The 17407-nt window shown below is 58.6% G+C and carries 14 protein-coding genes and 1 riboswitch; of the genes, 12 read left to right on the forward strand and 2 right to left on the reverse strand.

Annotated elements, in window-relative coordinates:
* The first annotated feature begins 474 nt into the window (after nucleotides 1-474).
* The 3 genes from A6070_RS09600 (at nucleotide 475) to A6070_RS09610 (ending at nucleotide 5751) form a co-directional block, all read left to right on the forward strand.
* Nucleotides 475-1815 carry a PQQ-binding-like beta-propeller repeat protein gene (locus A6070_RS09600; protein WP_158515875.1) on the forward strand — a complete coding sequence of 447 codons (1341 nt, stop codon included), beginning with the start codon at nucleotides 475-477 and terminating at the stop codon, nucleotides 1813-1815.
* 74 nt (nucleotides 1816-1889) lie between these two features.
* Entirely contained in the window at nucleotides 1890-3536 is a 1647-nt protein-coding gene (locus A6070_RS09605; protein WP_072285553.1) for a hypothetical protein, read from the forward strand.
* 217 nt (nucleotides 3537-3753) lie between these two features.
* Nucleotides 3754-3833, forward strand: a riboswitch (cyclic di-GMP riboswitch).
* 121 nt (nucleotides 3834-3954) lie between these two features.
* Nucleotides 3955-5751: a S8 family serine peptidase gene (locus A6070_RS09610; RefSeq protein ID WP_072285554.1), complete on the forward strand. Its 1797-nt coding sequence runs from the start codon at nucleotides 3955-3957 to the stop codon at nucleotides 5749-5751.
* A 104-nt stretch (nucleotides 5752-5855) separates the two neighbouring features.
* Here A6070_RS09610 and A6070_RS09615 read toward each other — a convergent pair whose 3' ends face one another.
* A complete protein-coding gene (locus A6070_RS09615) occupies nucleotides 5856-6722 on the reverse strand; it encodes a thiamine pyrophosphate-dependent enzyme (RefSeq protein WP_145926331.1) in 867 nt (288 codons plus the stop codon).
* The gene (locus A6070_RS09620) at nucleotides 6719-8461 is read right to left on the reverse strand and encodes a 2-oxoacid:acceptor oxidoreductase subunit alpha (protein WP_162493575.1); all 1743 of its coding nucleotides are present in this window, start codon (nucleotides 8459-8461) and stop codon (nucleotides 6719-6721) included. Before A6070_RS09620 ends, A6070_RS09615 begins: the two co-directional genes overlap by 4 nt.
* A gap of 672 nt (nucleotides 8462-9133) precedes the next feature.
* On the opposite strand from A6070_RS09620, the gene yedF reads away from it, so the two are divergent.
* The 9 genes from yedF (at nucleotide 9134) to A6070_RS09670 (ending at nucleotide 17323) form a co-directional block, all read left to right on the forward strand.
* Nucleotides 9134-9733: a sulfurtransferase-like selenium metabolism protein YedF gene (gene yedF / locus A6070_RS09625; protein WP_072287956.1), complete on the forward strand. Its 600-nt coding sequence runs from the start codon at nucleotides 9134-9136 to the stop codon at nucleotides 9731-9733.
* Nucleotides 9730-10875, forward strand: a complete 1146-nt coding sequence (locus A6070_RS09630; protein WP_072285556.1) for an aminotransferase class V-fold PLP-dependent enzyme — start codon at nucleotides 9730-9732, stop codon at nucleotides 10873-10875. Before yedF ends, A6070_RS09630 begins: the two co-directional genes overlap by 4 nt.
* Nucleotides 10872-11153: a DUF3343 domain-containing protein gene (locus A6070_RS09635; protein ID WP_072285557.1), complete on the forward strand. Its 282-nt coding sequence runs from the start codon at nucleotides 10872-10874 to the stop codon at nucleotides 11151-11153. The genes A6070_RS09630 and A6070_RS09635 overlap by 4 nt, the downstream gene beginning before the upstream one ends.
* 402 nt (nucleotides 11154-11555) lie before the next feature.
* A complete protein-coding gene (locus tag A6070_RS09645; RefSeq protein ID WP_072285559.1) occupies nucleotides 11556-12674 on the forward strand; it encodes an ABC transporter substrate-binding protein in 1119 nt (372 codons plus the stop codon).
* A 157-nt stretch (nucleotides 12675-12831) separates the two neighbouring features.
* Nucleotides 12832-13668: an ABC transporter permease gene (locus A6070_RS09650; RefSeq protein WP_072287957.1), complete on the forward strand. Its 837-nt coding sequence runs from the start codon at nucleotides 12832-12834 to the stop codon at nucleotides 13666-13668.
* A gap of 8 nt (nucleotides 13669-13676) precedes the next feature.
* Nucleotides 13677-14447: an ABC transporter ATP-binding protein gene (locus A6070_RS09655; protein WP_072285560.1), complete on the forward strand. Its 771-nt coding sequence runs from the start codon at nucleotides 13677-13679 to the stop codon at nucleotides 14445-14447.
* The gene (locus tag A6070_RS09660; RefSeq protein WP_072285561.1) at nucleotides 14434-15237 is read left to right on the forward strand and encodes an acyl-CoA dehydratase activase; all 804 of its coding nucleotides are present in this window, start codon (nucleotides 14434-14436) and stop codon (nucleotides 15235-15237) included. Before A6070_RS09655 ends, A6070_RS09660 begins: the two co-directional genes overlap by 14 nt.
* 11 nt (nucleotides 15238-15248) lie before the next feature.
* Nucleotides 15249-16406 carry a double-cubane-cluster-containing anaerobic reductase gene (locus tag A6070_RS09665; protein ID WP_072285562.1) on the forward strand — a complete coding sequence of 386 codons (1158 nt, stop codon included), beginning with the start codon at nucleotides 15249-15251 and terminating at the stop codon, nucleotides 16404-16406.
* A 254-nt stretch (nucleotides 16407-16660) separates the two neighbouring features.
* Nucleotides 16661-17323: a corrinoid protein gene (locus A6070_RS09670; RefSeq protein WP_072285563.1), complete on the forward strand. Its 663-nt coding sequence runs from the start codon at nucleotides 16661-16663 to the stop codon at nucleotides 17321-17323.
* Nucleotides 17324-17407: the final 84 nt, after the last annotated feature.

Here is a 17407-nt window from a genome sequence, read left to right on the forward strand (position 1 = left end):
ACATTGCGTGGAGAGCTGGACACTTACTCCAAGAATACAGGCTTCTGGATGCTCTCTACGGCACCCCCGGGTCGAGGGGAAACCGTTCATCTGGAGTGAGTCGATATGGTCATGGCAGCCGTTGCGTGATGTCCCGGACAGATTGGACGGCAAATTTAGGTTGATGCCTCTACATCTGAGGTAATCGATAAAAACGGAGTCGAATTTTCCTGAAACGGAATTTTACCGGCAGAGGAGGATCCCATGAAGGTCTCAATCGTCGCAAGGGCTTCTGCAGTAATTGTGTCATTATTTATTCTGGCATCGGGATATTCATCGGCGATAGCTGAAAGTATCTATCCCGTTGCCGCGCTTCCGATACCGAACAGTTCCATCCTTCCCAATCAGAAAATTTCTCCTGTCCCGATGTTCATCGGTGAAACGGTAACGGCGAAAGCGGTGACGGGCACGACGCCTGTCCCGCAGAACCCATTTATGGCCGAAAATCCTTGGAACTGCATGCACAACGACAGTTACCAGAGCGATGTCTATCCGACCCCGGGCCCGCTCGGTAGTAATCCTGTCGTTTCATCGACCTGGCTGGGGCCCCCGGACGGCATCCAGGCGATCGTTGTCGGCATGACATTCGACAGGGCAAACAATCTTTTGATTGCGGCCTCCATCAAGGTGTTGAGAGAGCAGGGATTTGCCTTTGTTCAACTGACCCTGATCGATGCCACAACCCTGGCGACCCTGGCCCGATTCGACCTTCCCAGGGAGACCTTGACCGGAACCGGCTTCCGGCCGGCAGGGACCTATTTCTACATGGCCCAAGACAACCGAATCGTTATCGGAACCAAGGACCGTACCATCTGGCTGGTCTCCTACTCCTTTGATAGCCCGACGGGGCTGTGGTCCTTTCATCATGACAATGAAGCGGCTCCGTGGGATCTGACCGCCCATATTCCTCAAGGCGACTCGATCCAGGGATTGCAGCCCGATTGGTCGGGGCTTCTCTGGTTTACCAGCAAGGGCGGTGTTGTGGGCACACTCGACATGGATACGGGTCTGGTGATCGATTCTCTGCAGCTCCCGGGTGAGCGGATCGTGAACGGCCACGCCGCCGGGGAAGAAGGAGGCGTTTACATTGCCTCCACCCTGGCAATGTATCGTTTTGATGCAGACTCCGACGGAGCACCCTCCATCTCCTGGAGGAAAACATATGACGCCGGGACCCATATCAAAGAAGGACAGACGGATATCGGGACGGGAACGACCCCGACTCTGATGGGCGACAGATTCGTAACCATTACCGATAACGGACAGCCGCAAATGCATGTGCTGGTGTACGACCGTGCAGATGGACATTTGGTGTGCTCCGAGCCGGTATTCCAGCCCGGTCAGGCCTCCAACGAAAATTCGCTGGTTGCCACCGACACCTCGATCATCGTGGAAAACAATTTTGGCTACAAGAACGCGCTGAAGGATACGACCCACGGACGAACCACCACCCCGGGCCTCGCCCGGATCGATGTGGAGAATGACGCATGCCGAACGGTGTGGACGAATGAATCCGAGAGCATTCCTACCCTGATCACGAAGATGTCGCTGGCCACCGGTCTCATTTACACCTATACCAAGCCGAAGGGGCCCGCAGCCACCGATCCCTGGTATTTCACGGCCATCGATTTTGAAACCGGCGAGACCGTCTGGAAGATTCTCGCCGGGGTGGGAGTCCTCTACAACAATCATTATGCCGGAGCGTACCTGGGCCCCGACGGAACGCTATATGTAGGTGTTCTGGGCGGCATTGTCGCAGTGCGTGACGGAGAGTAAGCAGGGATTGGGATCCTGCGCACGGGGCAGGAAAAATTTTTAGCCATTACACCCACGAGAAAGGGGGGGCGATTATGACCGGGACAATGTCGGATCTCCGATATCTGCTGGTAGCTGCGCTTCTTTTTGGCGGACTTGCGTTCGCACCTCCGGCGCTAAGCAGCACTGCGGCCAAAACGGACAAACAGTCGGCAAACAGGGTCATTGTATCGGAAATTGAGACCGATGCCTTCACCGGGGCGCTCATCGCCGACCTCGAGGCCGGCGGATTTCGGGTCAGTCAGGGCTATGCAGCGCTTTACACCCAGCAGGACTGTTACGACCGTACCTACCCGGTCCTGAAGAACTGCTTTCAAGCCAACCCCGCGGCCCCCTACGTTCTGCCGGTCGTGAAATTATGGCCGGACGAGTATGTTGACCCTGCTTCGGTGAATGCGTTCGTCGAAACGGATCCCGGGTACAGCGTCACCTACCGCCTCGACCAACGCGAGGCGCTGGTGATCTACGGCGAGATGCCGCCCCCGGGCCGCTACATGGGACTGCAGACATTTGCATTCAGTGGGCACGGGCTCTGGAAGACCAAGGATTACGAAATGTGGGCGAACACGCCGGATCTGCCTTTCCCCATGCAGTACCTGTTCTCCACGATCCCGCCCGATAATCCCGGGTCGCACCGCATCATCACTCTTTCCTCTCTCGGGGATGTCGTCAATAACATGGTTATGGAGCGGCAGTCGGGCTACCCCTTCGGGGAAATGCGGTATTTCATCGTCACCCCGAGCGCGGCGACGGACCGGGCGGTTCGCGAAGCCTTGCAGGCACAGGGGGTTGCGGACAACCACATCTTTACCGAGCAGATCCCCCGCCAGGATGAGTTCGGTCCTATCGGCCCGCTTGGCATGGGTAAAAATGCCATCGACTTTTTCACCGCCTTCCGTTACGCCGTCCCCGACGACAATGTTGCCGCAGAGATCTGGCGGGCGAATCCTCCGCTGAAAGTGCTGCGCGTACGGGCCCAAGAATCCCTAGGGCCGGCGCAGCGCTACGGGTCGCTTTTCTATGCACCGAGAACGGCGAACAGCGAGCTCGACATGGAAGCGGATCTGGAAGACCTCGTCGCTGCGGTGTGCGAGAGCGTCAGCAATAATACGGACCTCACCAGTCCCGACTGTGCACAGCTCCCGCCGGATTCGTCCTTCCTCGCAAATCTTGTGAGTGACTACGGCTGGACCGGACCGTACTGCCGCGATATCGGCATGGACTGCCTGGGAGACCAGCAGGAGGCGGCCTACTACTTCTCAACGCCCCGCCCGACCGGTTCCGGGGAGGTCTATGCCGTGGTCGCCACCCTGGCGACGGAAACGGATAACGCCGTCTATGTCGGCTTGTCGGCCAACGACGCGTCGATCATGGGGGGCGTCCCGAACGGGACCCTTCTGGACACGCAACTAAAAGGATCCGCGGACGTCTACGCATCCACCGTGGCCAACACCGACAAGTTCTTTGTCCGCTACTTTACCGACAACTGCGCCGCACTTGAGGACGTGCCTGGCGGCATGGAGAACTGCACCGAGATCAGCGGCATGTCCACCCAGGGAGATCCGGCCCTGCAGGGAATGATCATTATCAGCCTGCGCAACTACATCGCCCCCGGAACCACCAGCGGCCCGGATCCATCCAAACTCCTGACCCCGCGAATCCTCACGTTCACGGCGCCGTAGCCGGTTGTTTCGGTGAAAATGCCGCCCCGGCTGCACTTATGCTGGCCGGGCGGCATTTTCGATTGTCATTGCTGGCACGGCTGAGCATATTCAAAAATCTGCAGAAGCGGCAGGAAAGGAAAAAATAAATTCCAAAGGATATCGCGGCATCAGAAAGGTAAATTTTTCCCCCTGTTGACAAGCTGTCTCCAAGGGGAATAATTGATTACAATCAAACCCTCGAAAAAGCCAGAACTTTTGCGAGAAAGTGACGGAAAGCCGCGGGTCTTCCGGGAGGAAGATGGCCGAGCTGCCGAAGGTTTACTTCGGTGCAGCTCGGCCTTTTTCTTTATGGATTAAACCTTGCGAATACGGGCAGCCAGATTAACAAAAGACCCGAGGAAACCAATTTTCAGGCATTTGTGAAGGGAGGGAGAGTATGAAACGCATTGCGCTCGGCTTTTCATTGGCTCTGGCGATAGCTCTGAGTCTCGTCCCCGCGATAAAAGCGGACCCCTTAAAGCATGAAAGATATATCGTCGTTTTCCATGATTGGGTGGCTTCCCCTGCGCAAGAAGCCAGGCAGATCTCCGCAAAGCTTGGTGGTCAAATGGGATTCGTTTATGAGCACGCACTCAAGGGGTTTTCCATAGCAGTACCAGCCCAGGCGCTGCCCGCCCTGAAACAAAACCCCAAGGTCAACTATGTGGCGACGGATGATGTCCGCTATGCTTTTGCCCAATCCCTTCCCACGGGAATTGCGCGAATTTACGCCGATCTTAACAATACTATCGACATTGACGGCGTCGATGATTGGCGGGTCGATGTCGACGTGGCCGTCATCGATACGGGCGTGGACTTTCAGCATCCGGACCTGAATGTAGTGGGCGGAATAAACTGCAGCGGCGGCAACCCGATTAAAGCAAAATGCGAGACGGGAGGCGACGACGACCATTATCATGGCACCCACGTGGCGGGCACCATCGGCGCATTGGATAATGGCATCGGCGTTGTCGGCGTCGCACCCGGGGCGCGCCTGTGGGCGGTCAAGGTCCTGAATTCCAGTGGATCCGGTTATACTTCCTGGATCGTTGCCGGCATCGACTGGGTCGCCGCCAACGCAGACAAGATCGAAGTGGCGAACATGAGCCTCGGCGGTAGCGGGTGGAACCAGGCCGAATACGATGCCATCCAGGGAGCCGTCAAGAAGGGGGTGGCCTTCGCCGTGGCCGCCGGCAATTCCGGCGCCGATGCGAACAACTACAGCCCGGCCGCTTTTGACAATGTGCTGACGGTCAGCGCGTTGGCTGATTTCGATGGGCTGGAGGGCGGCTATGGCGATCCGACCTGCCGCGTCGACCTGGACGACACCCTGGCCGATTTCAGCAACTGGGGTTCGGCTGTCAACCTGGCTGCCCCGGGCGTCTGCATTCTGTCCACCTTTCCCCTGGAGCAGGGAGAATACGGCACCATCAGCGGCACTTCCATGGCCAGCCCTCATGTCGCGGGGGCGCTGGCTTTGCTGGCGAGCAGGAACAACCCCGACAACGCGACGGATGTTGCCACCCTTTACAACCAGGTAATCAGCCAGGGCAACTTCAATTGGAGCGATGACTCCGGCGACGGTGTCCAGGAAGCGCTTCTTGATGTCGGCGATTCAAGTGTCTTTGCTCCCTTGCTGGTTGCTGGGAGCGGTAGCGGCCCTGCTCCAACCAATAATCCTCCTACCGCCGATATCGCTAATCCGACCGATGGGGCTTCGTTCGACTCTGGCGCTACCATAACCTTCACCGGCACAGCATCCGACACGGAAGACGGAGACCTCACCGACACTTTGAGCTGGGCCTCCGATGTGGACGGACCGATCGGTACGGGTGGCTCTTTCAGCGCGATCCTTAGCGGCGGCTTACACACCATCACCGCTTCTGTGGCCGATTCCGGCGGCTTAACCGGCAGCACCAGTATTGCGATCACCGTTGATGGCAGCGGGGGCGATACCATTGTGCTCAACGTTGCCGCTTACAAAGTCAGAGGCACCCAATATGCGGACCTGACCTGGAACGGCGCGGCCTCAAGCAACGTGGATGTCTACCGCAACGGCGACAAAATCACCACCACCCCTAACGATGAGGCGTACACGGACGGTCCTTTGGGCAAAGGAGGCGGTTCAGCCACCTACCAGGTATGCGAGAGTGACACATTGACATGCTCAAACATAGTGCCCGTAATATGGTGATAAGCGAACTCTTGTGAAATGACCAAGGCCGGGAGTTCACTCCCGGCCTTCTTTTGGCATATGTCCCGACCGGATTTTGCTGTTTTGCCAGCAGATGTCATTGATTAATTGAGACGTTTATCATTTATCAGCTCATGCAACCTGCCTGTGTTCGGGGACCGCTGGTAAAGAGGACGACTATCGTGCCTGTATGCCGCCAAATGTTCTTCGAAGGTTTTTCTTTTTGAATCACGATAAAAAATGCCGAGAGGAAGTCGCTCGGTTTCGCAGGCCCGAGCGAAGGCTGCCTGACGATCCTCCGGGTCATGTCCCTCTTCCAAAAAATAGCAGTGTTCTTCAAACCACTCATAGGTATTGAGCCGATTGAAACTGACGCAGGGCTGCAGAATATCGACCAATGCATAGCCGTGATGGCGGAGGGCCGCTTTCAGAACGGTCACCGCGTGTGCAACGGCGCCGACGTATATGCGCGCCACGAAACTGGCGTTCAGGGCGATAGCGACGCTCAGGGGGTTGAAGGGTTCCTGGCAGACGCCGTCGACCTGCAGGGGGGTGACGAATCCCGGCTGGCTGGTCGGCGAGGCCTGCCCCTTGGTCAGACCGTAAACCATATTGTCGTGCACCAGGTGTGTCAGATCGGGGTTGCGTCGGATGGCATGCAAAAAGTGGTTTCCCCCCTCGCCGTACATGTCCCCGTCGCCCCCTTGAGCGATGACCGTCAATTGCGGGTTACCTGCCTTGATGGCGGTAGCGGCTGGCAGAGCCCGGCCATGCAGGCCGTTGAACACGTGGGATTTCAGATAATGAGGGGTTTTGGCGGCCTGCCCTATCCCCGAAGCGATGACAAGTTGCCGGGGCTCTATCGAAAGTTCCGCCAAGGCCTTCTTGAGTAGCGTTAGAATGCCAAAATTGCCGCATCCGGGGCACCAGGCGATATCCAAATCGGGCAGCTCGTAATCCTGGGGCATCATATACCACCTTCCTGGTCTGTTTGGTCCGGCAGATCGAGCGCGGCCCGCAATCGGGCGACAAGGTCCTCCACGGTAAAAGGCAGTCCGTCGTACTTCAATATCCGATGATCGATGCGGCAACCGGCAGCCTGCTCAAGCAGATCGGCAAACTGCCCGGTGGCGTTGCATTCCACCACCACCAGTTGTTCGGCCCGCAGCAGCCATTGTTCGGACTGAGGCGGTAATGGATAAACCTGGCTGAAATGGAGCCCGGCCACCGGCTGTTCCCCGAGGGTTTCCAAAGCCTCCCGAAGGACATGACAGGTGGATCCCCAGCCGATCACAAGGGTGTGATAATCGCTGCTCCCCAAAAGCTTCGGAGCAATGGCGTCATTCAATAACTCACCGCCTTTGCGCAAGCGTTTTTCCGTCATAGTGCGGCGCAACGCAAGGTCTTCGCTGATGTGTCCCGACTCATCGTGCTCATCGCTGTCGAGACAGACCATCCCTTCGCCGTAGCCGGGTAAAGCCCGGGGCGATATGCCGCTGGCGGTAACCTGGTAACGGGCATAATCGGCCTCGGATTTTATGAAATGATGCTTAACTTGCAGGTCAATGATATCGAGGTCCGGAATATTGCCGAATGAATCGACCAGAAACTGGTCGGTGAGAATGATCACCGGAACCTGGTATTTGTCAGCGAGGTGAAACGCCTGGCGGGTCAGGGCAAAGGCTTCCTGCAGGCCGCCGGGGGCCAGAAGAAGCCGCGGGAACTCGCCGTGACCGCTGTGGAGTGCCAAGAGCAGATCACCCTGCTCGGTGCGGGTGGGCAGCCCGGTGGCCGGCCCGGGGCGTTGGGCAAGATGGACAACCAGCGGCGATTCAATCATACCCGCAAGGCTGAGTCCCTCGGCCATAAGATCGAATCCGCCTCCGGAGGTGGAAACCAGCCCGCGCGCACCGGCGAACCAGGCACCGAGCGCCATATTGACGGCGGCGATTTCATCTTCGGCCTGATCGACCACCAGGCCAAAATCGGCCGCCTGCCTGGCCAGGAAAGTCAGCACAGCCGTAGCTGGCGACATCGGGTAGGACGAGATAAAGTTACAGCCTCCGGCCAGGGCGCCGAGTCCAACCGCCTCACTGCCGTTCAGAAGCAGGTCATTGGATACGCCTGGAGAGGATTGCAGCGCTATCTGCACCCGGCCGTTTTCCACCAAATTGCGACCGGCTTCATAGCCTGCGGTTGCTGCCGCCTGGTTACCTTCGATCACCTTTTCTGGCTGGTCAACATAACGCTGGCACAAGAAGTCATTCATCAGATTCGGACAAACGCCCAAGAGGCCCATAACCGCACCAATGGCCACACTGTTGGCATAGCGGCTGTCGCCGGCTTTTTCAGCCAGGGCTGCTAGCGGCATATCGACAAGCCCTGGATGACTCGGTAGCCGAGACCGATCGCCGAGAACCAGACTGGCAGAAGTCAGTCTTGGCGAGTAGCGTATAAAAGCCGCCTCGTCAAGGGGAATAAAAAGGTCGATTCGATCCAGGGGGGCGGCAATCGGATGAGAAGCGATACGGATCTGCGTAGAATTGCTGCCGCCACGAATGCGGGACATGTACTCTTTGGTGGCAAAGACATGAAACCCGGCCTGTTTCAGCAATCGGGTCACCCCCTGTTCAATGGTCTGTATGCCTTGACCTGCTGCACCGGCGAGCACCATGTTAACGTTAGTTTCCCACCTATACTCGGAAGACATGCTCATATCCTTAGTTTTGGCAAGCAGAATTTATCGTCCTTATAGCTTGTTTTCATCCGGAGTTTCCGGATGGATACTAGCGTGTACAGCCCGTCGATTTCGAAATTTCTTTCAAACGGAATCAATAGAAATCCTACTGCCGCTAGAAAAAACCGCAACTCGAAAACAAACAGAAACAGTGTCATTGGGGTCGCAGTGTCATTGGGGTCGTGTCTACAGAATTCATTTTTTGGACTCTGTAAAGCCACCTTCAGGTAATTTAACGGATTTTGAGGGTTGAGGAAGCGTGCTGGCCGTAGAGCGGAGCCGGCATGAGGATTTTTCGTTGACCGGCCAAATGCAGGGGTGATAGGTTCTCGAATATGGATGCGAGCGCCGCCGGTTGCCGATTTCGGGCGCCTGCGGCGATGACCTGTCACCCTTAGCAGCTCATCACCTTTCAGACGCCTGCCCGGCCCCGATAAATCAAATTCTTGTCACTTCATCTGAATTGAAAGTCGCGCGGCGCAAGCACAGGTGTCTCCCCGTTGGCCCGGTTTGACATCGAAAAACAGGTTTTGCAGGTTGTGGATTCGGTTTAGAATCGTTTCCATTTTTTCCCTTGATCCAGATGTGAATCTGTGTCGGAAAAGGGATTTCACACCCCGAATGCCCTTATTTTTTGGAGGAAGCATGGCCAAATGTGTTATCGATTGCCGGGGATTGCCCTGCCCGCAGCCCGTGGTGAAGACCAAAAAGGCGATGGAGGCGTCGCCGGACGGAGAGATCGAAGTGCTGCTGAACGACGACATCGCCTTCGAGAACGTTTCGCGACTTGCCGCCGGCCGTCAGTGGGCGGTTGTCGACGTGACCCGCAAGGGGAGCGATATTCATCTTCTGCTGAGAGCGGAGAATGCCGCCATCGGGGAGCCTCGACCGAGTTCTGCCGCGGAGCAGGATGCGACCCTGGTCTATTGTGTGTCGGACAGGATCGGCAGCGGGGACGATAAGCTGGGAGAGTTGCTGATGCAGAGTTTCATCAAATCGCTCCTCGACATGCCGCCGCTGCCGAAACGGATGATTTTCCTCAACAGCGCCGTGCGCCTGGCGACGGAAGGTTCCGCGGTTCTCGAGACCCTGCAGCACCTGGAAAAACAGGGGGTGGAAATCTTTTCCTGTGGAACCTGCCTCGATTTTTTCGGTCTCAAGGAACAGCTGCGGGTCGGTAAAGCCACCAACATGTTCGATGTCATCACGTCATTGCGCACCTTCGAGCGGGTGGTGCAGCCATGATCTATCTCGACAATGCCGCGACCACTTTCCCCAAGCCGGATTCGGTCTGGGAAGCGGTTGTCGATTGCGGCAGGAACAGTTGCGGCAACCCCGGACGCAGCGGCCATCCGCTGGCTGCGGCGGCAGCCCGCGAGATATTCGCCGCCCGCGAGGCTCTGGCGGAATTCTTTAATGCCGGGGATTCCTCCCGCATCGTCTTCACCTGCAATGCCACCATGGCCCTCAACACGGCCCTCTACGGCTACCTGACCGATGGTGGACACGTCATCACCTCCTCCATGGAGCACAATTCGGTGATGCGGCCGCTGCACACCCTGCAGCAGCAAGGGCGGATCACCCTGACGGTGGTGCCCTGCAGCCCGCGGGGCGAGCTCGATCCGGACGATGTGAAGCGGGCCGTGCAAGCCGACACCAGGCTTGTGGTCCTTACCCACGCCTCCAATGTCTGCGGCACGATCTTTCCTGTCGCCGACGTGAAGCAGCGTCTGCCCGAGGTACCGCTGCTGGTCGATGCGGCGCAGACAGCGGGTGCCCTGCCCATCGATATCGTGCAATCCGGCATCGACATGCTGGCCTTCGCCGGTCACAAGGGATTGCTTGGGCCGATGGGGACCGGCGGCCTGTATGTCGCTCCGTCGCTGCGCCTTGCGCCTGTGATGCAGGGTGGAACGGGCAGCCGTTCGGAGGACCTGGCCCATCCCGGTTTTATGCCCGATGCACTGGAAGCCGGCACACCCAATGTGCCTGGAGTATGCGGATTGCATGCGGGAGTACGGTTTCTGCAGGAGACGGGGGTCGCAACGGTCAGGGCGCACGAAATGTCCCTGACCCGGTTGTTGATCGACGGCCTTGCCGGACACGACAGGATCCGCATTCACGGCCCGGCGGATCCGGCAAGGCAGACCGCGGTGGTATCCGTCACCATCAACGGCCGGGATCCCGGTGCCATCGCCCGGTCCCTGGACCGGGATTTCGGTATCGCCTGTCGGGCCAGCCTGCATTGCGCCCCGCTGGCTCACCAGACCCTGGGAACCTGCCCCGAGGGGACAGTACGGCTTTCCATGAGCTATTTCAACACGTTAGACGATATGCAGCAAGCCGTTCGGGCTCTGCATGCGATAGCCGAGCAGGAGGAAGCATGAAAAAAGAGGGCTTTTACGTACTGATTCTTCCCTCGATCCATCACATCCTGAAGGTTGAAAAGGGAGCGAAGACCCAGGGGATTCCCGTAGAATTGATTCCGACGCCCCGACAGATTTCCTCCGATTGCGGCATGGCGGTGGAATTCCACCCTGATGTTCTCGAACGCCTGTTGGCGATGGTTGCCGGAACCGGTATTCCGGAGTGGGAGCTGTATCGCCGGGAAGGCGGGGATTATCAGACCATTAAGGGTTACGATGAGACCGGCAGCCGGGTTTAACACTGTCTGAAAAGGCTGGATTCAGCCTGCTGGCAGTTTTCCATCACACTGAAGCCGACCTGGCGAATCGGCAACCGGCCGCGACGCCGACTTATCCCCTTGCCCCCCCCTCCCAAAAGCGCATCGCCGCTATCCGCCGCACCAAACAAACAAAAACACTTTTTGAGACAGTTTTTTCCCTGCCGGACGCGGCCGTTCCCGCAACCCACAACCCGAGGGTTCCAGCGAGCAAGGCCAAACCGAAAAGGAGTCGCATCACCCTCTGCTTCCCTGGACATATGGAGTATACCGCTTGACGGTATCGCTTTTATAGGAATTATCCATTTGACACCCCTCATGCCGCCTTTTATCATGCCCGTGTTCATTGGACTTCTCATTAAATGAAAAGGGGGCCGTTTCATCATGCAATCAACAACCACCCGTCTCGTAAACACCGTTTTTTCCCTTCTGGCCATCCTCGGCGCGCTGAGCTTGGCGCCGACTCTTTCCGGCGCGGCCGGTCCGGCCGTTCCGACTATCCGTTTCGGCTACATTTATACCACCCATCACATGCCGCTGATCGCCGCCCTGGCCAAAGGCAAGGCTTTTGAAAATACCGGCGCCTATTTCAAGGAAGTGCTGCCCAGGGAAAAATACGAACTGTATGCCGACGGCAGAAAACTGGCCCGGATCGACCTTGTTCTGAACAAGAGCGGATCGGAGACCGCCACCATGTTCGCCATGAAGCGTCTGGACATGGCCATGGCTTCCGTGACCGCCATCATGTCAGGCATCGACCGGGGGGCGCAGGTCAAAATCCTCTGTCCCACCCATGTGGACGGCATGGCCCTGGTCGCTCCGAAGGGCAGCAACCTCTCTACATGGGACGCTTTCATCGACCGGGCTAAAAAATCGCCGCGCCCTCTGACTATTGGCTATCACTCGCCGACCAGCGCGCCGAAAATCATCCTTGAAAGCGCCCTGGCAGGCACCGATATCAAGGTTACGGAAAACCCCAACGATGCCACGGCGGATATTCTGCTGGTCGACATCAAATCCACCGCGAACTTCATTCCCGCCCTCACCAGCCGCCAGGTGGACGGCGTCGTGGCGCCCGCCCCCTTCCCCGAGATGATCGAACTTAAAGGGGTAGGCACAATTGTCACCGACCTGCGCGACCTGCCGCCCGCAGGCGCATGGCACAACTTCCCCTGTTGCGTCATGGCAGCCAGGGAGGAGACGCTGGCCACCAACGCCGAAGCGGTGGAGAAGCTGGTGAAGCTCATGGCCGCCAGTGCCTCGTGGAGCAACAGTCACAAACAGGAGGTCGCCGCCATCGCGGAAAAATGGATGGGCACCCCGACCGCGGCGGTCGAGAAATCGACCATCATCTACACCGTGCAGCCCTCGCAAAACTGGATGCGCGGCGCCGCCACCTATCTGGACATGCTGAACCGGCTCCACAAGCTCTCCGGTCCCCTGGCCGGCAAAAACCTCGAGGAGGCCAAGGGTCGTCTGTTCGAATTTGACTACCTGCCCTGATTGCCCGCACACACTTCCGGCCTGGCCGGTGCCGCCGCATCCGTACCGCCTCCCTGACGCATGCGGCGGCACCGGCCGGGCCCAAACGATTTACCTGGCCGGGCGGACATCCCTGCAAATCACCGCAAAGCAGGGAAAGCTCGGCCACCTGGCCGCCATGAAAGATAAAGCAATCAAATACACCATCCCGATCATTGCACCGCTGCTGTTGCTGTTGTGCTGGCAGTGTCTCGCGCCGTATATCGACAACGAGATCATTCTGCCCTCGCCGGACAGCGTCTTCGCCATTCTCGTCCACCCGGACCGGGACCTCATCAGCATGGGATCGCTGCTGGGGAACATCATCGTGAGCCTGGCACGGGTGGCGTCCGGATATTTCACGGCGGTACTCGTGGCCGTGCCCCTCGGCATTCTCATGGGGTACTACGGCACGGTCAACCGGTTTTTCAGCAACTTTCTTGGAATTTTCAGGCCCATCCCTCCTCTGGCCTGGGTGCCCCTGGTGCTCGCCTGGTTCGGCGTCGCAAGCCTGGCAACCCTGTTGGAAGTCGAGCCGGGCCAATATTACCTGTATCTGAACAACCTGAAATTCTCCATGATTTTCATCATCTTCATCGGCGGCTTCTACCCGGTACTCACCAGCACCATCACCGGGGTGCGGAGCGTGCGCAAGACCCTGATCGATTCTGCCCGCGTGCTCGGCGCGCGCAAACGCGACATCTTTCTCAAGGTGCTCCTGCCGGGCGCCGCGCCGGGCATCGTCATCGGCATGCGTATCGGCCTGGGCGTTTCATGGATGTGCCTGGTGTCGGCGGAAATGCTACCCGGCAGCATGTCCGGCGTCGGGTACCTGATCACCCATGCCTTTACCATCGCCCGCACCGACGTGGTCATCGCCGGCATGATCAGTATCGGTACCGTGGGCGCCCTGCTCGACCTCGGCTTCCGCTGGTTTGAAGACAAAAAATTTACATGGCAGGCACTTGGCCGTTGAGGGGTTCCATGGAACAGGTCATCCGGGTCACCAAAACCCAAAAGAGCTTCATCACGGAAAAAGGGCAATGCGTCCAGGCTCTGAAGGATATCAACTTTGAGGTCGGCGCCCATGAATTCATCTGCCTCGTCGGTCCCTCCGGCTGCGGCAAATCGACCCTGCTGCGGATCATCGCCGGTCTTGAGCAGGCCAGCTCGGGCAGCGTCATGTATCAGGATACCCCGATCAGGGCGCCCCATCGTCAGATCGGCATGGTCTTTCAGGAATATTCGCTGTTCCCGTGGCGCACGGTCCTGGACAACGTTGCGACAGGCATGGAATTCGCCGGCTACGAACGAAGGAACAGGGAACGGCGGGCCCTCGACTACCTGCAACTGGTAGGGCTGGAATCATTCACCCAGGCCTTTCCCTACGAGTTGTCCGGCGGCATGCAGCAGCGGGTCGCCATCGCCCGCGCCCTGGCCACCGATCCCGATGTTTTGCTGATGGACGAGCCTTTCGGCGCGCTGGACGCCTATACGCGCATCGTGCTGCAGAAGGAACTGCTGCGCATCTGGCAGACCAACCGCAAAACCATCCTGTTCGTCACTCACAGCGTCGACGAGGCGATCTTTCTCGCCGACCGCATCTTTGTCATGTCCGCCACCCCCGGCATGATCCGGGAAATCATCGATGTCCCCATGCCCCGTCCGCGCGACCGGGCCAACCCGCGCTACGGCGCCCTGGCGGTACACATCCTCGCCCGGCTTGAACAGGAGACGGTCCATGCCGCCCAATGACCAAGGCCCCATAAGCGTCGGCATCGACATCGGCTCCACCGCCACCAAGGCGGTGGTGCTGACCGACAGGGTTCTCGGCCAGGCCGTCACACCCACCGGCTGGGACCCTAAAAAAGCCGGCCTGCAGGTGCTGGACGAAGCCCTGGAGGCCGCCGGCGTGGCACAGGACCGGGTGGGCGCCATCATCGGCACCGGTTACGGACGCATCTCCCTGCCCATCTTCACCCGCCGGGTCACGGAGATCACCTGTCACGCCCTGGGCGCCCATTTTCTCCACCCCGCGACCCGCACGGTGATCGACATCGGCGGGCAGGACTGCAAGGTCATCGCCCTCGACGAGCAGGGTGCGGTGTCCGACTTCATTATGAACGACAAGTGCGCCGCCGGTACGGGCCGTTTTCTTCAGGTCATGGCGGCGAGCCTGGATGTCAGCCTGGACGAACTCGGCGCCCTGGCGGCTACGGCCGAACCGGTGCCCCTCTCCAGCATGTGCACGGTCTTCGCGGAGTCGGAGGTCATCGGCCTGCTGGCGCGCGGCGTCGAAAAAGCAGGCATCGCCGCCGGCATCATCGACACCATTGCCCGGCGGCTCCACTGTCTCGCCGGCAAAGTGCCCCTGCGGGATTCCGTCATTTTTACCGGTGGCATCGCCCAGAACTGCGATATCTGTGAAAAAATCGCCGCAAGCCTCAGTACAGAACTGCACGTTCCTGCCTGCCCCCAGTTTGTCGGGGCCCTGGGCGCAGCGTTGATCGGCCATGAAATCACGACCTCCTTTTCACCCGAATGAGAACCTTTCCCATGATAAAAACAGAAACCTTTGCCGAAATATCCACATTGCGCGAAAGAAATCCGCTGGTCTTGAAAGAAGCCCGGGAAAATGGACTGCGCGTGGTCGGAACCTACTGTCTCTACTCCCCGGTGGAACTGGTCGTGGCGGCAGGGGCCGTTGCCGTATCCCTCTGCGGCACAAGCCAGACCCCGATCCCGGCAGCGGAAAAGATCCTGCCGCGCAATCTGTGCCCGCTCATCAAATCCAGCTACGGCTTTGCCGTCACCGATACCTGCCCGTACTTCCATTTTGCAGACCTTATACTGGCCGAAACGACCTGTGACGGTAAAAAGAAGATGTATGAACTGCTCAGCGCCATGAAACCGCTGCACGTCATGCAGCTGCCGCAGACGCAGGACGACACGGCGCTGACCTATTGGACCGGCGAAATGCTGCGCCTTAAGCGTCGGCTTGAAGAGATGTTCGGCGTAGAGATAACTGAAGAGAAACTGCGCGAAGCCATCCGCCTGATGAACGACGAACGGCGCTCCCTGCAAGCACTGCAGGATGTCTGCCGGCATGTGCCCGCACCCATCAGCGGGCTGGACATGCTCACCGTACTTCATAACCGCGGGTTTTCCTGCGACAAGCGCGAAGTCATCGAGCTGGTGGACCGGCTCACGGCCGAACTGCAGGACATGGCTACGGCAGGACGGTCGCCCTACACGCCGGCAACTCCGCGCATTCTGCTCAGCGGCGTACCCATCGGCATCGGCTCGGACAAGGTGGTGCGGATCATCGAGGACTGCGGTGCCAGCGTCGTCTGCTTCGAAAGCTGCACTGCCTACAAGAAGGTTGACCCGGTTGCCAGTGACGGCGATCCGCTCGCCGCCCTGGCCGAACGTTACCTGCGCGTACCCTGTTCATGCATGTCACCCAACCAGGGACGCATGGAACTGGTCGAGAAACTTGTCCGCGATTTCCGGGCGGACGGTGTCGTCGATCTCACCTGGCAGGCCTGTCACACCTACAACATCGAGTCTGCCAGTCTGAAAAACCATGTGCGGAACACCTCGAAAGTGCCCTTTCTGCAGATCGAAACCGACTACTCTGCATCGGATACCGAACAGCTCAAGGTGCGCATCGAGGCATTCATCGAAATGATCTGCCGCAAAAAAATCGCCTGACCGGGAAACCGCGAGCAGTCCTTATTCTCACGAAGCCGGCGTTGTTTCGGCCGTCAACCCGCCGTCAAGATCCGGGTTCATCAGGCAACATAAGCGCCTATTTCGCCCTCCGCCGACGTGCGGACCCGACGAAACCCGCTCTGATCATGCCCTTTCAGCAGGCATTGGAGCGGTTTTTTTCTGACCATAAATCGTTTTCCGTGCGTAACGGAACGAGAAGTTTATTCATTCAGTACAGTGGAAGGAGGCTGCAGATGGCTAGATCACGGGAAGAAATTCTCAAGGATTTGGCGGAGGGAGTGCTCAACATGGATGAGGATCTGGCCGTGGCGGTGGCCAGGGAGGCGATTGATATCGGCCTGGACGCGTTTGATGCCATCACCAACGGTCTGGTGGTGGGAATGAACAGGGCCGGCGAACTCTACGATCAGGAGGAATATTTCGTGCCCGAACTGCTGATCTGTTCGGATGCCCTGTATGCCGGTCTGGAGGTCCTCAAACCCCACATCAAAAAGGATAACGCGCGAAGCAGGATCGGCTGCGTGATCGGGGTCGTCGAGGGCGACACCCACGACATCGGCAAAAACCTGGTCAAAATCATGCTCGATGTCGCCGGATTCGAAATTTACGATCTCGGCCGCAATGTTCCCCTGGCCGACTTCGTGCGCAAGGCGCAGGAGGTCGGCGCCCGGCTGATCTGCCTCTCAACCCTGATGACCACGACCATGGACAGCATGGCCGCGATCATCCGCATGCTCGAGCAGGAGGGCATCCGCGACCAGTTCAAGGTGCTGATCGGCGGCGGACCGATCTCGCAGGCCTTTGCCGACCGCATCGGAGCGGACGGCTACGCCGACAACGCCGCCAGCGCGGTGCGGGTCGCCAACCAGCTCTTCGCCGACGTCAAGGCCGCCTGACCCGGACCGATGCCGGCAACCCGGCATGTCAGGCCCGACCGGCCGCCATGCCTGTTTTTTATCCTCCCAGGAGAACGGAAAGCT

Origin of the sequence: Syntrophotalea acetylenica (genome assembly GCF_001888165.1) — a bacterium.
GTDB classification, from domain to species: Bacteria; Desulfobacterota; Desulfuromonadia; order Desulfuromonadales; family Syntrophotaleaceae; genus Syntrophotalea; species Syntrophotalea acetylenica.

Excerpts from the sequence above, each read along its gene's own strand:
- A6070_RS09600 (WP_158515875.1), top strand. The coding sequence starts at position 475 with ATGGCCGAAAATCCTTGGAACTGCATGCACAACGACAGTTACCAGAGC.
- A6070_RS09605 (WP_072285553.1), top strand. The coding sequence starts at position 1,890 with ATGACCGGGACAATGTCGGATCTCCGATATCTGCTGGTAGCTGCGCTT.
- A6070_RS09610 (WP_072285554.1), top strand. The coding sequence starts at position 3,955 with ATGAAACGCATTGCGCTCGGCTTTTCATTGGCTCTGGCGATAGCTCTG.
- A6070_RS09615 (WP_145926331.1), bottom strand. The coding sequence starts at position 6,722 with ATGATGCCCCAGGATTACGAGCTGCCCGATTTGGATATCGCCTGGTGC.
- A6070_RS09620 (WP_162493575.1), bottom strand. The coding sequence starts at position 8,461 with ATGTCTTCCGAGTATAGGTGGGAAACTAACGTTAACATGGTGCTCGCC.
- yedF (WP_072287956.1), top strand. The coding sequence starts at position 9,134 with ATGGCCAAATGTGTTATCGATTGCCGGGGATTGCCCTGCCCGCAGCCC.
- A6070_RS09630 (WP_072285556.1), top strand. The coding sequence starts at position 9,730 with ATGATCTATCTCGACAATGCCGCGACCACTTTCCCCAAGCCGGATTCG.
- A6070_RS09635 (WP_072285557.1), top strand. The coding sequence starts at position 10,872 with ATGAAAAAAGAGGGCTTTTACGTACTGATTCTTCCCTCGATCCATCAC.
- A6070_RS09645 (WP_072285559.1), top strand. The coding sequence starts at position 11,556 with ATGCAATCAACAACCACCCGTCTCGTAAACACCGTTTTTTCCCTTCTG.
- A6070_RS09650 (WP_072287957.1), top strand. The coding sequence starts at position 12,832 with ATGAAAGATAAAGCAATCAAATACACCATCCCGATCATTGCACCGCTG.
- A6070_RS09655 (WP_072285560.1), top strand. The coding sequence starts at position 13,677 with ATGGAACAGGTCATCCGGGTCACCAAAACCCAAAAGAGCTTCATCACG.
- A6070_RS09660 (WP_072285561.1), top strand. The coding sequence starts at position 14,434 with ATGCCGCCCAATGACCAAGGCCCCATAAGCGTCGGCATCGACATCGGC.
- A6070_RS09665 (WP_072285562.1), top strand. The coding sequence starts at position 15,249 with ATGATAAAAACAGAAACCTTTGCCGAAATATCCACATTGCGCGAAAGA.
- A6070_RS09670 (WP_072285563.1), top strand. The coding sequence starts at position 16,661 with ATGGCTAGATCACGGGAAGAAATTCTCAAGGATTTGGCGGAGGGAGTG.